Here is a 13,631-nt window from a genome sequence, read left to right as displayed (position 1 = left end):
GTTAAGAAAGCAAATGAGAAATATACGCATTAAGGTTTGCAATGCAAGAAATTGTTACCGGTTAACTGACACTTTTACACTTAGATAAAAGCCTTATGCGTCAACGAGTAATAATTGAGGTAGGTTACTTTCCGGAATCATTCCGTTAGCGTTATCAGCAACTCCGTGAAAAAGAACAGTTTCTGGATGCCCAACCGGCGGGAAGCACAGGAATGAATGGCCGTACCAGAACGGTTAGTGGCGTAGCAATAAACACAGCCGCCTTGGCTGACAAGCAACATGCTGTTCGTAGAGCGCCGTAAAATTCGAAGTAAACGCCCCTCTATTATTCTTAGGCTGATACATTTCGGCGATAATAAATACAATAACCTTGCTAAATAATGAAAAATATAAAGACATTTCTGATGCTATCTTATTTTCCGGACAATTCTGCCTGCATGAAATTATTTTAATTTGGTTTAAAGTCTCGTAGAATACCTGCTTCATACCTCTTAGACCAATAATAAGGATTTATTCATGAGCGATGCACTTATTGCGTTGAACAATATTCGTACGCTACGTGCCCAGGCGCGTGATATTGATATTGCCGTACTAGATGAAGTACTGGAAAAACTTTCCGTGGTAGTGGCAGAGCGCCGCGAAGAAGTCGCCGCAGAGAATGCCGCACAGCGCGAAAAAGAACAGAAACTGGCGCAGTATAAAGAGATGTTGCTAAAGGATGGCATCGATATTAATGACCTTGCGCAATTAACCCCGCAGGCAACGAAAGTGAAAGCTAAACGTGCGCCGCGTCCCGCGAAGTATAAATTTATCGACGAACAGGGTAAGGAAAAGCTGTGGACCGGCCAGGGCCGCACGCCATCGCCGATTAAAGCAGCCCTTGATGCGGGCGGTTCGCTGGATGATTTTCTAATCTGAATTAATTAGGTGGACGTCATTGTCCACCTATTGTTTCTCCGGAGCGGTGCGACTTTTTGCGCTCTTATAATAGAGCGCTGCTATTTAACACCCGCGCGATGAACATGGACCTATTTCAGAACGGCGCAAGCGTGCGCAATTCTCCGCCCCGCTTCACGCACCGTGTCAATATCGGTGGCAATCGACAAACGGAAATACGGTGATAAACCGTAAGCGCTGCCCGCTACGCCGGACACGCCGCTTTCCAGCAGATAATTCAGCACATCCTGCTCGCTCTCAATCTTCTGACCATTTGGACGTGTTTTGCCGAGCAAACCGGCGCAGCGACAGAAGATAAAGAACGCACCGTCCGGATTTAATACTTCAATCTCTGCCAGCGATTTGAGTAACGCCATTATCGCATCACGACGATCCTGATAAGCTTCACGTTGCGGCGTAAGGAAATCCAGCCCGCCATTGAATGCCGCCGCCGCAGCGGCCTGGCTGATGGCGCTCGCGCCAGAACTGTTTTGCGACTGAACGACCACCATGGCATCAATCAACGCTTTCGGGCCCGCGCCGAAGCCAATGCGCCAGCCGGTCATGGCGTAGGTTTTGGACGCACCGCCTACCAGCAGAATGCGATCAACTAAATCGGGCGCCACGTGCAGCAAACTAACATGTTCACGACCATCGAACAGAATATGCTCGTAAAGCTCATCCAGCATGATCAACACATCGGGATGATCGCGCAGTACCGTCGCCAACGCGGTCAATTCTTCGGCGCTGTAGGCCATGCCTGATGGATTGCCCGGATTGTTAAGTACCAGCCAGCGAGTTTTCGTCGTGATCGCCTGTGCCAGCTGCTGCGGCTGCAGTTTGTAATGCTGCTCGAGCGGGCAGGTTAAGAGAACCGCTTCGCCGCCGTTGAACCGCACGCTATCTGGAAAGGTCGGCCAATAGGGCACCGGCACAATTACCTCATCGCCTTCATTCAGCGTGGCGGCAAAAGCGTTGAAGATGATCTGCTTGGCGCCGTTGGCGATGCAAATCTGTCCCAGTTCATAATCGAGCCGATTTTCATTGTGTAATTTGGCCTGCACCGCCTTGCGCAGCGGTGCAGTGCCGTTGGTGGGCGTGTAGCGGGTTTCACCCGCTTCCATCGCCGCCACCGCCGCCTGACGAATGTGCGACGGCGTATCGAAATCGGGCTCACCGGTGGTGAGATCGAGAATATCCACGCCCTGCTCTTTCAGCTGGCGCGTCAGCTGCCGCGCCGCCGCATTAGCCGAGAGCGACACGGACTGCACACGCTTCGATAAGGTGACCATGTGGTGCTCCTGAAGGGTTAAGCCGCCGGCAAACCGAGGTTTTCGCGCAGCGTGGCGAACGCATAATCCTCGCGGAACAGACCGCGACGGCGCAGTTCCGGGATCACCAATTCGACGAACAGGTCGAGCTGCTCGGACATAATGGCCGGCATGATATTGAAGCCATCGGCACCGCCCTCTTTCAGCCACAGCTCGAAATCATCGGCGATGTCTTCTGCGGTACCGACAATTACACGATGTCCGCGTGATCCTGCTGCCACCGCTGCCAGCTCGCGCAGGGTCAGATTTTCACGCTTCGCCATGTCCGTCATCAATTTGACGCGACTCTGATTACCTTCACCCAGCGGCACTTCCGGCACCGGACCATCCAGCGGGAACTGGCTGAGATCCATGCTGAAACGCAGCGACAGCTGACGCAGACCATTTTCGATATCCACCAGCGTATTGAGTTCTTTCCACAGCGCTTTAGCTTCTTCTCGCGTGCGGCCAACAATCGGCATGACACCCGGCATGATCACTACGTGGTCGGGATTACGACCGGCTGCAATCACCTGATCCTTCTGCGAGCGATAGAAGGTTTGTGCCTCTTCCAGACTGGCGGACGCGGTGAAGATCACTTCTGCCGTTTCAGCAGCCAGTTTCTGACCATCCGCAGACGAACCCGCTTCAATGATCACCGGACGACCTTGCGGTGAACGGGTGATATTCAGCGGGCCTTGCACCTGGAAATGTTCTCCCTGGTGATTAATCGGCTGAATTTTCTCATCTACAAAGTAGCTCCCCGTCTCTTTATTGGGCTGCACTGCACCCTCTTCCCAGCCGGCCCACAGTTTTTCCGCCACTTCAAGGAATTCACGTGCGCGCGCATAGCGCTCAGCGTGGTTCGGCATATCGCTGCGGCTAAAGTTACGCGCCACATCGGTAGAGAACGAGGTGACCACGTTCCAGGCTGCGCGCCCGCGGCTGATATGGTCCAGCGAAGAGAAGCTGCGCGCCATGGTGAACGGATCGCTGAAGGTGGTGGACGCCGTCGCCGCCAGGCCAATGCGCTTGGTATTTACTGCCAGCGCCGAAAGCATGGTCAGAGGTTCCAGACGCGCCATGGTTGAAGGCAGGCGATACATGCTGGTTGCCAGCGCATCGCCGACGAAGAACAGATCGAATTTACCGGCTTCGGCCTTTTTCGCGAGGGTGATGAGCCAGTCAATGTCGGTAGGATCGCCGAGCTTTTCCGTCAAACGCCAGCCGCTGACGTGTTGTCCGACCGGTTGAACAAAAAGACCTAAGCGGATGTGGCGTTGTTGTTGTGAAGTAGCCATGAATTTGTCCTGGTAAATAAAAGTGAGGCGTTTAAAAGGCGTTCTCGGTCGCCAGCAGCGCCTGCTCCAGCGCATCGGCAGTGATGCGGAACGGCAGGCGTTCGGCGCTGGCCGCCGGGAATTTGATCTGTTCAGCGATAGTGCGGATGATGGCCGCGCGATCGCCGGTTAATGGCGCAAGCGTTAAAGGCATATCGTATTGACGCAGCAGCGTCAGCAGTTCGCTGTCCGGCACCCCGTCATGCTCAATTAACGATTGCACCAGCAGGCTGAAGCCCACTTTCTCCCCGTGCAGCCACGCGTGTAGGTCCGGTTGATGGGTCAGACGATTATGGATTGCGTGAGCGAATCCCGGCGTTGGCAACACGTCACGCACGCTGTTCGCCAGCCCCGCCAGAACGATATTGGCGTCGATGATTTGCACCAGCTCAGGCGTCACCTGCTGCTGCGCATTTGCTGCCACCGCTGCGGCACCCAGCTCACGGTAGCGATCCAGTGCGCGCCGCGCGGTCATCACTTTGAGATCCAGTGCCAGATCGTGGGGATTGTTACGCTGATAAGGGTAAAACTCGTAGTACTTCGCCAGCGCATCAACGATACCCGCTTTCAGATAACGCACATCGCTACGAGCAATCACTTCGCTATCCACCAGCACCAGATCCGGCATTTTGCCCAGCGGCTGGCTGCGCACATGTCCGCCTTGCTCATTGTAAATAATCGCTACCGGCGACCACGCGGCGCAGGTGGCGGCCACGGTAGCGAAATTGATCAATTTTAGGTCGGGCAGTTGGCTACCAACGGCCTTGGCCGCATCCAGTACACGCCCGCCGCCGACTGCCAACAGCAGCTCAGCGCCCTGGCTTTCCACATTATGCTTCAGCGTTTCAATGGCGGCATCGGTGCATTCACCCGGCAGATACTCTATTTCCCAGCGAATACCTTCGGCTGCGAGACTTTGTGTTAATGCGGGATTGACCGCCTGCCAGGCGCGGGGAGAAGTAAAAATACGGATATGTGAGGCGTAAGGTTTTATAAATTCTCCGGTGCGCGCGCGCAAACCGGATTCATGTGCATAAGCACGCGGAGATTTGATTGCTAACACGGCTTCACCCTGATTAAGAATAAGGCTATAACGAATTAAAATTAAGATAATTCAGAGGGTTAATACAGAATAGTTATAGCGCTATGTATTTTCTGCATACTACGGTAAATAACGATTTAAGCAATGCAAAACGGGCGATTTCATTTTCACAAATTCGCATTAGCTTAGTTAGTTTTCACATATAGCGCAGCTTGGCTTTGCTGGTAATCTGATCGCTTTCCATTGGTTTGCAAAATAGCCGCCTGTAAGGTCGCCATTTATGGCGTAATGCTCGTCAGTTAAGCGTGAATCGGTCACCATGAATGGTGACCCTACGTGAATATCGCCGGGTTTTCGTAGGGTGCGCATTCATGCGCACCTGCATAAACAGGCATTTTTTTGCTTAAGTGAGCGGCATTACGCCATTCATGGCGACCCAATAAAAACGCGCATTCTTTGCTTTTCTCCGCCAGCTGGCGGTTTATCCGGGGATATCTATGTCACTTATATTTCGTCAGGTTAGAGAAGACGAGGTGGAAACTTATCAGGCCCTGATGCATGCCGCTTATGCGCCGACGCTGGCGCTGGGCATCAAATTTGATGCCGCCACCGCCGATCGCGCTAAAACGCTGCGTCACCTGCAAAGCCACGGCGTTTATGCGCTGTATGCTGATGATGTCATGGTCTCGTCGGTCACCGTGCGCTATCCGTGGGGCCCGCTTCCCGGCCCGTTTGGCCTGCCGCACATTGGCTGGTTTGGCGCGCATCCCGATTATCCCGGCCTGCAATATGGGCGACAGGTACAAGATCGTCTCGAGCAAGAGATCCTGCGCGGCAAATTACGCGCCCCTGCCGTTTCGCTCGGCACCGCAACCAGCCATCCGTGGCTGATCGACATGTACCAAAAGCGCGGTTTTCAGCTGATGCACACCACCGATCTCGGCAAAGGTCACATTACTCAATATATGAAAAAAGTACTGGATGAAGCCGCCCATGATGCGTGGTTAACGCGTCTGGCCGCTCAACAAGGAATGAAACCATGAGCCAACAACTCGACACATTAGGCGAACAGCTGATCGCTTTCCGCCATGAACTGCACCGTTTTCCCGAACTTTCTAATGAAGAGTTTGAAACCACCGCACGCATTCGGCAGCAGCTGGAAAAGCACCGTATTCGCGTACTGGATCTGCCGCTCAAAACCGGCTTAGTGGCCGAGATTGGCCCCGAACAAGGCCCGCTGATGGTGTTACGTTCCGATATCGATGCATTGCCGATTGAGGAGCAATCTGATGTGACATTTCGCTCTGAGCGTCCCGGCGTGATGCACGCCTGTGGCCACGATTTCCATAGCTCGGCGGCGCTTGGGGCGGCTATCTTACTGAAACAACAGGAAGATACCTTGCCGGGCCGCGTGCGAATTTTATTCCAGGCCGCCGAAGAGACCGGCCAGGGCGCGCCCGATGTGATTGCCACCGGTGCGCTGAACGACGCGGTGGCTATTTTCGGCATCCATAACGATCCTTCACTGCCACCGGGCGTGATCGGCAGTAAAGCCGGTCCGTTGACCGCAGCAGTCGACCGTTTTGATATCAGCATTACCGGCATCGGTAGCCACGCGGCTAAACCCCATCAAGGTAACGATCCGATTGTTATCGCAGCACAAATCGTTTCAGCGGCGCAAACGCTTATCAGCCGCAATGCGCCATCGGGTGATAACGCAGTGGTGTCGATAACGCAGATTCACAGCGGCAGCACCTGGAATGTTATTCCTGATAGCGCCTGGCTGGAAGGCACGGTGCGCTCCTTCTCACAGGAGACACGCGAACGCCTGGAGCAGCGCTTCCGGGAAATTGTGCTGGGTATCGGCGCGGCCTTTGCTGCTGATGTGACCTTCAACTGGCATGCGGGTCCGCCATCGGTGGTGAATGATGCACATTGGGCCGACTTCGCCCTGCAGCAGGCCAGCGCAAGCGGATTTGAGGCGCGCGTGGTGGAAGCCAGCCCGATCGGCGAAGACTTTGCTTTTTACCAGCAGCAGCTGCCCGGCGCCTTCATGATGATTGGCACCGGTGAGCCTTATGCCCTGCATCACCCGGCGTTTCGTATTAATGATGATGTGCTGCTGCCCACTGCACGCTATCTCGCTAACCTTGCCGTCGCGGCATTGCGTAGCCTGGAGCGTGCCAGCTGATGAATCTGACTGCCGCGCTGGCTGAGCGCATTGTTAACAGCCAACCGGATGATGCTGCACGCGATGCGGCGCGCCACGGCGTGCGTGATTTCCTCGCCGTCAGCTGGCCGGTATTGCAAGGTCAGGTACCTGATAGCGGTTTACCGGCGCTGCGCCGCGTTTACGGCGACGGCGGCACGCGCTCCCACGCGCTGCTACTCGGTTATGCCAGCCATGCACTGGATTACGATGATTTCCATGCCGATTTTCGTGGGCATCCCAGCGTGGTAATTCTGCCCGCGCTCTTCGCCTGGCAACAGCAACAGCCTGCTGAACTGAACGATTTTCTTGATGCCTACGCGATAGGCGTGGAAGTTGCGGGTCGTCTAGGCGTTGCCGTAAGCCAACAGCATTATGCATTGGGCCATCACAACACTGCGACGCTGGGCACTCTTGCCGCCGCCGCCGCGCTCGCCCGGCTACTGCATTTGGATACGTCGGCAACCGCAACGCTGCTTGGCATTGCGGCTACGCAGGCTAGCGGCTTACGTGCGCAGTTTGGATCGGCGGTAAAACCATTGCATGCAGGTTTCGCCGCTGAACGCGCAGTGACTACCGCACAGCTGACGCTGGCTGGGTTTGATGGCAGACAAGGCGGCGTAATCGAAGCCTTTATTACCGCCACCAGCAATGGTCAGGCGCGGCCAGAAAAATTAATTGAAAACTGGGCGCAACCGTGGCGCATCGTGACGCCGGGGCTGGAGTTCAAGCCTTTTCCCACCTGCGCCGGTACGCACAGCGCCGCCGAAGCCACGCGCATCCTACGCCAGGCGTGGCTGGCAAGCGGAAAATCACTGGATTCACTGCTGGAAAATATCAGTGATATCAGCGTCGCTTTTCCGCCGGGTGGCGATATTGCCGCCTCGGTACGTGTGCCAACCAACGGCATTGAAGCACGGTTCAGCCTGGAATATGTGATTGCGGCGATGCTGATGTACAATGATTTGCGTTTGGAGGATTTCGCCGAAGGCGATCTGAATCACGCCGTGATGCCACTGGCGTCCAAAGTGCGGCGTACGCCGGATGAAAGCGCGCCGCCGGATGCGATTAATCCGGCGCTGCGTTTTCATGTGGTGACGTTGACGTTGCGCGATGGCACGCAGTTGCAGCATCGCCGCACACGCCAGCAATCGCTAGCTGATACGGTAGATGTCGCCGGGAAGCTGCGTGCGGCGCTGCTGAAGGAAACGCCGCAGCGCCAGCAGCGGTTGTTAGAGAGCAGCAACTTGCGCAGCACGGCGGAACTCACCGCCTTAACACAGCTACTACTTTAGAGCGTTTCAACAGGCTCTAACGCATCCTGAATGGCATCAGCAAGATTAGCGATTTCGTTCGCTACGGCTTGCAAATCCCATGATGCCTTTGAACCACTGGCCGCAGTAGACGCGCTCACCGACTCTTTAGCCACGGCTAACGCTGCCGCAACTGCCACGGTGCGCTTATGCTGTTCTACCGTGACGCCCAGCGCTGGCTGTGTGAAATAGTCGTTGACCATAATACCTCTCCCTTACCTGTTAAAAATAAAATGAAATCCTGGAGAGGTATTATGAGGTAATTGCCGCAGAGTGCTATCGAAATAGTGAGCCGCCAGCGGCGGCTCACACTGTTTCAGATTTTAGGCTGCTGATCTTCGGGAAATTCTGTGTCGCGAGGTAAATCATCATCTTCATCGGGTAAGGGTTCATCATCACCGGGTAAAGGAATGACATCATCATCTGGACGCTCTGACATAAGTACCTCCATAAGCCCGAATTGGGTGAGTTAAGTGTAGTAATGCCGCCAAATAGGCCGAAGGCGTTCTTTTCAATATGTGAGCTAAGCGTAAGAAATATTTAAATAACACTATTCTTAATTTCGACTACCGCTTCACTTAAATAAATTTAATTAGCGCTGTGCTTATTTTATTTTTAGCTCAGTAATTTGCGTTAAGCTAAACCGTGGTTATAATTTAAAATAAGTTTCATAATTAAACCCCTGACGTTTCACTAATAGAAGAATGGTCCAAACAATTACCGCACATACGGTAGCGGCGCGATTCATCGTGCAATAAATTGCGCCGCTACCGAATGTGTGTTCGTTCAAATCGGCATTTATATCTTACTGTTAAGTATTAATACTCATCACGCTGTTAATAATTAACTCATTATTATTTATCTCTATTTCCTGAATATTATTCCGGGGGAACACCATGCCGCCATTTTCCAGCTTTTGGCAAGCCGGCTATGAGGGAGCAGATCATATCAATCCTTTCGGCGAAAAACTTTCCATGAATGCGATTAATGATCATTTATCTCAATACCATAATGATTATGCCGCTTTGCAGCAGTTCGGCATTACGTCGGTACGTGAAAGTATTGGCTGGCGGCTGGCCGAAACGGCGCCCGAAGCTACGCTGGCGAGCTTAAAAAAAAGAATGAATTCGGCGCGCTCCTTTGGCGTGCAAGTTAACTGGACGCTGTGCCATTACGGCTGGCCCGACGATCTCACCCTTTTTTCCCCCGAATTTGTGCCGCGCTTTGCCGCCTATTGTCAGCGCATGGCGGCCTGGCTGGTGGAGTATTACGACGACGCCCCTATTTACTCGCCGATGAATGAAATCTCATTTATGTCCTGGGGTATTTCCGTCGGGTTGTTTGGTCATGATACGCAGGCCGATCCAGACGCGATTAAGCGGCAACTGATCCGCGCCACGCTGGCGGGCTGTGCCGCCATCCTTATTTCCGATCCTCGCGCCCGCTTTCTGCACTGCGATCCGGTGATTCACGTGGTGTCCGATGAGGAGAACGAAGCCTGTCATCGGCGAACAGCCGAGATTAATGCATCGCAGTATCAGGCGTGGGACATGATCGCCGGTCTGCGTGAACCGGAGTTGGGCGGCAAACCGCAATATCTCGATGTGGTAGGCGCTAACTATTACCACAGTAATCAGTGGCTCACCTATTCCGGCGGCCTGCTGGACTGGCATTTAGGTGACGCACGACGTATCCCGCTGCATCAGATTTTGCAGCAGCTTTCACAGCGCTATCAGCGTCCGATTTTGCTGGCAGAAACCAGCCATGTGGGCAGCGGACGTGCCGCATGGTTATCACAGGTTAGTGCCGACGTAGCTCAGGCACAGCTGGCGGGATGCGATATCCACGGCATCTGTCTCTATCCCATTATCGACCGTCCACTTTGGGAAGATCCCACACACTGGCCTCGCAGCGGGCTATGGGATGTCGATCCGCATCACCAGCGCGTTCTTAGTTCGGTTTATGCCGCCTCACTACGGCAATCACAGCGTTTAGTCGCCCGCTTTCAGGGTTTCGTCACCGCGGCCAATCGGTCGGAGGAATGCTTTATGAAACAGTCGGTATTAGTGGTATTCAGTCATCTTCGCTGGGGCTTTGTGTTTCAGCGCCCCCAGCATTTGTTGTCACGTCTTGCTCAGTTTCACCGCATCGTATTTATTGAAGAGCCGATTTTCCACCCCGCTGAGGCGACGTTACGACAGTATCAACCGGCCCCGAATGTCACGGTCATTGAACCGCACACTAATGTCGCGGCGCCTGGCTTTCATGATAGCCAAATCGCCGTATTGCAGCCGCTGCTGGCCGATCTGCTCGATGAAGATGAAACACCACTGGTATGGTTTTACACCCCGATGGCGCTGCCGCTGTTGGCCTGCTTTAAACCCAGCGCCATAATTTACGACTGCATGGACGAACTTTCGGCTTTTAATCAGGCACCGCGTCAGTTACGACAGCGTGAATCTGCCCTGTTGAGCCGTGCCGATCTGGTGTTTACCGGCGGCACCAGCCTGTTCGAAGCGAAAAGAAATCGCCACGCGCACGTGTATTGCTGTCCTAGCAGCGTCGATGCGGCGCATTTCGAGCAGGCGCTGGACCGCAGTAACAGCCACCCATTACAGGATAATATGCCCAAGCCGCGTCTTGGCTATTATGGCGTGATTGATGAACGTCTGGATTTAGCGCTTATCGCCGCGTTAGCCGATGCGCATCGCGACTGGCAAATTGTGATGGTCGGCCCGGTCGTAAAAATTGACCCTGCTACGTTGCCGCAGCGTAATAATCTGCACTGGTTCGGTCAGCAGCCTTACGCGGCATTACCGCATTTCCTCGCCGGTTGGGATATCTGCCTGATGCCGTTCGCATTGAATCCCTCAACTCGCTTCATCAGTCCCACCAAAGTGCTGGAGTATATGGCGGCGCAGTTGCCCATCGTCAGCACCGCGATTGCCGATGTCGCGCGTCATTACGCTGATGTCGTGGCTATTGCCGATTCACATCAAACCTTCATTCAGGCTTGTGAAGTTGCGTTGACGTTGCCCGTTGAGACACGTTATCTGCTGGCGAAAAAAATGGCGGCGTTAGTGGCGGAAACCTCGTGGGATCGCACCGCCGAAGAGATGCAGGCGCATATTGCCGCGCTGCCCAAGCGAGAGATTACGCAGCCCGATGCCAACAGCGAACGTTCGCAACCGCTGGCGCCGCATGCCATTGAATGCCTGATTCTCGGCGCTGGGCCAACTGGGCTGAGTGCCGGTTATCACTATGGCGCAGGTGCAGTAGTACTGGAGAAAAACGCCACGGTGGGCGGGTGGTGTCGCTCTATCGAAGATCAGGGTTTCACTTTCGATCATGCCGGGCACATCATGTTCTCCAACGATCCCTATGTGTTGCGTTTATACGACATTTTGCTCGGCGAGAATCAGCATTGGCAAACCCGCGAGGCCTGGGTTTACAGCCATGATGTTTATACCCGCTACCCGTTCCAGTCAGCATTACATGGTTTACCCGCCGACGTGATTAGCGAATGCGTGCTGGGTGCCATTGAGGCACGCTACGGTGCACCGCCAGCCACACTGCAAGCGGTTACGACCGAGCCGCGGCGCGACTGTTGCGCGGATGGAGCCATCCCCGATGGGGAGAGCTTTGCGGCAAAAGAGGAGAGCGAAGATTTCGAAAGCTTTATCTTCCGTACCTGGGGCAAAGGGATCGCGCGTCATTTTGCCTTGCCCTATAACCAGAAGCTGTGGAAAACGCCGCTGGCCAATATGGAAACCTCCTGGCTCGGCGGACGCGTGCCGCTGCCCGATTTGCAGCAAATTATTACCGGTGCGCTGGCACCGCTTGAGAAACCCGTCGGCCCCAATGCACGTTTTGGCTATCCGCTGCGCGGTGGATTCCAGGCGTTGATGGAAGGTTTCGTGCCCCATCTGACCTGCACGCTGGAGCTGGGGGCGCAGGTTGCCGAAATTCAGCCACAGCTGAGACGCGTGCTATTGAGCGATGGCCGACAGTTCCATTACGATCAGATGGTCAGTACGTTGCCTCTGCCGGAGCTGGTACGATTAATGGGGAGTCTGGCACCAGAAGCGGTGCAGAAAGCCGCCAGGCAGCTGCGTCATATTTCCGTGCGCTGCGTCAATCTCGGTATTGGCCGCAGCGCGCTAAGTGATAAACACTGGATTTATTATCCCGGCGATACCCTATTCCATCGCATCTTTTTACAGGGTAACGCCAGCCCGCACTGTAATCCGCCGGGCGGTTTTGGTCTGACCTGCGAAATGACCTATCGTGACGACCAGCCATTACCTTACGCAGGCGACGCACTGATTGAACGCTGCATTGCGGATTGTATTCGTGTCGGCATTATTAACGCCGATGATGAGATTCTCACCGCCAGCGTTGTGGATATGCCCTATGCCTATGTAGTGTACGACCATCAGCGCACGGCAAACGTTATGCTGATTCGTAGCTGGCTAGCAACGCAGGGAATACAGCTCTCAGGGCGGTACAGCGAATGGGAATATTATAATTCCGATCACGCCTTTCTTGCGGGAAAACGCGCAGCGGAAACAGTTAAAGATATTACGCACAACCGTAAAACCACGGCTTAATTAAAAAACGCAGTAATGATGATAACCGCGCCGCAAAGGCGTAATGCCGCTCACTTAAGCAAAAAAATGCCTGTTTATGCAGGTGCGCATGAATGCGCACCCTACGAAAACCCGGCGATATCCAGATAGGGTCACCATTCATGGTGACCGACTCACGCTTAACTGACGAGCATTACGCCGCAAAGGCGCGTTTATATTTCATCGCGGATCAATCAAGTCCACCACCATTGACAAGATTTCGTCCATGATGTGCGGTTCAACATTAGCGGCAAAACTCGCTTTACGCGCCATGAGATCCAGAGAGCGAAGCTGGTAGCACAATGCAACACCGGTAATATTACCGCTGTCCGTGCTATTGCCATCCAGATAGACCGTAACTGCCTGTGAGCGTGAGGCGGCTCCGCCACTGGTTACCGGAACGCAAACGGCTGTCCCTAGCGCGGCGACGAGTTCCCGCCGGGAAATCACCAGATAATAATGCGGCCCTTTAAACTCCCTGCCTTCAACGGGATCGCCGTTGACGTGCCAGATTTCACCCAACTGCGGAACTCTACGCGATATCATCAAATAGCCTCCTTGCCTTGTGGTTTATCCTGCAAATCATCACTTACTGCTTCGTTAAACTGGCGAATCTCATCCTGATCAATACCAGCTAACAGTTGATCCAAGGTTTTTCTGCCGCGCGCGACTCGGTTTACAGGCTTAATATTGATCGACTCATCCGTTGCAGTGACATCCAGCTCCATTCCCACATGCCATCCTGCTCTAGCCGCAATATCACTGGGAATTGTCAGCACGACGGCTCCGCCTTGCTGACGCAATTTGGTTAACGCCATATATCCTCCAAAGTGTAACTTTGTCACACAGAGCT

The 13,631-nt window shown here is 54.0% G+C and carries 12 protein-coding genes; 5 read left to right on the top strand and 7 right to left on the bottom strand.

From position 1 onward, the window contains the following. Positions 1–516: 516 nt before the first annotated feature. Positions 517–918 (top strand): H-NS family histone-like protein, encoded by a 402-nt coding sequence (locus AC07WB_RS20440; RefSeq protein ID WP_494941175.1) that lies wholly within the window; start codon positions 517–519, stop codon positions 916–918. 110 nt (positions 919–1,028) lie between these two features. On the opposite strand, the gene AC07WB_RS20435 is transcribed toward AC07WB_RS20440, so the two are convergent. The 3 genes from AC07WB_RS20435 to AC07WB_RS20425 are packed head-to-tail and all read right to left on the bottom strand — an operon-like array spanning position 1,029 to position 4,649. After that, complete coding sequence (locus AC07WB_RS20435; RefSeq protein ID WP_494941174.1) at positions 1,029–2,228, bottom strand: aminotransferase class I/II-fold pyridoxal phosphate-dependent enzyme; 1,200 nt, start codon at positions 2,226–2,228, stop codon at positions 1,029–1,031. A 17-nt stretch (positions 2,229–2,245) separates the two neighbouring features. Beyond that, on the bottom strand, positions 2,246–3,547 hold the full coding sequence (locus AC07WB_RS20430) for an LLM class flavin-dependent oxidoreductase (RefSeq protein ID WP_345830118.1): 1,302 nt from the start codon (positions 3,545–3,547) through the stop codon (positions 2,246–2,248). A gap of 31 nt (positions 3,548–3,578) precedes the next feature. Continuing rightward, complete coding sequence (locus tag AC07WB_RS20425) at positions 3,579–4,649, bottom strand: iron-containing alcohol dehydrogenase family protein (RefSeq protein WP_097097750.1); 1,071 nt, start codon at positions 4,647–4,649, stop codon at positions 3,579–3,581. A gap of 476 nt (positions 4,650–5,125) precedes the next feature. On the opposite strand from AC07WB_RS20425, the gene AC07WB_RS20420 reads away from it, so the two are divergent. Genes AC07WB_RS20420 through AC07WB_RS20410 form a run of 3 tightly spaced genes read left to right on the top strand, consistent with a single transcriptional unit; the run spans position 5,126 to position 8,132 of the window. Continuing rightward, positions 5,126–5,671 (top strand): GNAT family N-acetyltransferase, encoded by a 546-nt coding sequence (locus AC07WB_RS20420; RefSeq protein WP_097097749.1) that lies wholly within the window; start codon positions 5,126–5,128, stop codon positions 5,669–5,671. After that, the gene (locus AC07WB_RS20415) at positions 5,668–6,819 is read left to right on the top strand and encodes an amidohydrolase (protein ID WP_345830123.1); all 1,152 of its coding nucleotides are present in this window, start codon (positions 5,668–5,670) and stop codon (positions 6,817–6,819) included. The genes AC07WB_RS20420 and AC07WB_RS20415 overlap by 4 nt, the downstream gene beginning before the upstream one ends. Further along, entirely contained in the window at positions 6,819–8,132 is a 1,314-nt protein-coding gene (locus AC07WB_RS20410) for an MmgE/PrpD family protein (protein WP_494941173.1), read from the top strand. The genes AC07WB_RS20415 and AC07WB_RS20410 overlap by 1 nt, the downstream gene beginning before the upstream one ends. Here AC07WB_RS20410 and AC07WB_RS20405 read toward each other — a convergent pair. Then, on the bottom strand, positions 8,129–8,353 hold the full coding sequence (locus tag AC07WB_RS20405; RefSeq protein WP_345830126.1) for a hypothetical protein: 225 nt from the start codon (positions 8,351–8,353) through the stop codon (positions 8,129–8,131). The genes AC07WB_RS20410 and AC07WB_RS20405 overlap by 4 nt on opposite strands. A gap of 113 nt (positions 8,354–8,466) precedes the next feature. Then, positions 8,467–8,589, bottom strand: coding sequence for a hypothetical protein (locus AC07WB_RS20400; RefSeq protein WP_255438391.1), 123 nt, complete (start codon positions 8,587–8,589; stop codon positions 8,467–8,469). Positions 8,590–9,046: 457 nt separating this feature from the next. Between AC07WB_RS20400 and AC07WB_RS20395 the strand changes: the two genes are divergently transcribed. Continuing rightward, a complete protein-coding gene (locus tag AC07WB_RS20395; RefSeq protein ID WP_494941172.1) occupies positions 9,047–12,760 on the top strand; it encodes an FAD-dependent oxidoreductase in 3,714 nt (1,237 codons plus the stop codon). Between the two features lie 198 nt (positions 12,761–12,958). Here the strand turns inward: AC07WB_RS20395 and AC07WB_RS20390 are convergent, their stop codons facing one another. Together AC07WB_RS20390 and AC07WB_RS20385 are read right to left on the bottom strand one after the other, a co-directional pair. After that, positions 12,959–13,324, bottom strand: coding sequence for a type II toxin-antitoxin system PemK/MazF family toxin (locus tag AC07WB_RS20390; RefSeq protein ID WP_097097744.1), 366 nt, complete (start codon positions 13,322–13,324; stop codon positions 12,959–12,961). Continuing rightward, a complete protein-coding gene (locus AC07WB_RS20385; protein ID WP_097097743.1) occupies positions 13,324–13,596 on the bottom strand; it encodes an AbrB/MazE/SpoVT family DNA-binding domain-containing protein in 273 nt (90 codons plus the stop codon). Before AC07WB_RS20385 ends, AC07WB_RS20390 begins: the two co-directional genes overlap by 1 nt. Positions 13,597–13,631 lie beyond the last annotated feature (35 nt).

It is taken from the genome of Pantoea sp. GW821-FHT03E06, assembly GCF_059420725.1.
The sequence above is the reverse complement of the archived record's forward strand: the minus strand, read 5'-3'. Positions and strand labels throughout refer to the sequence as shown.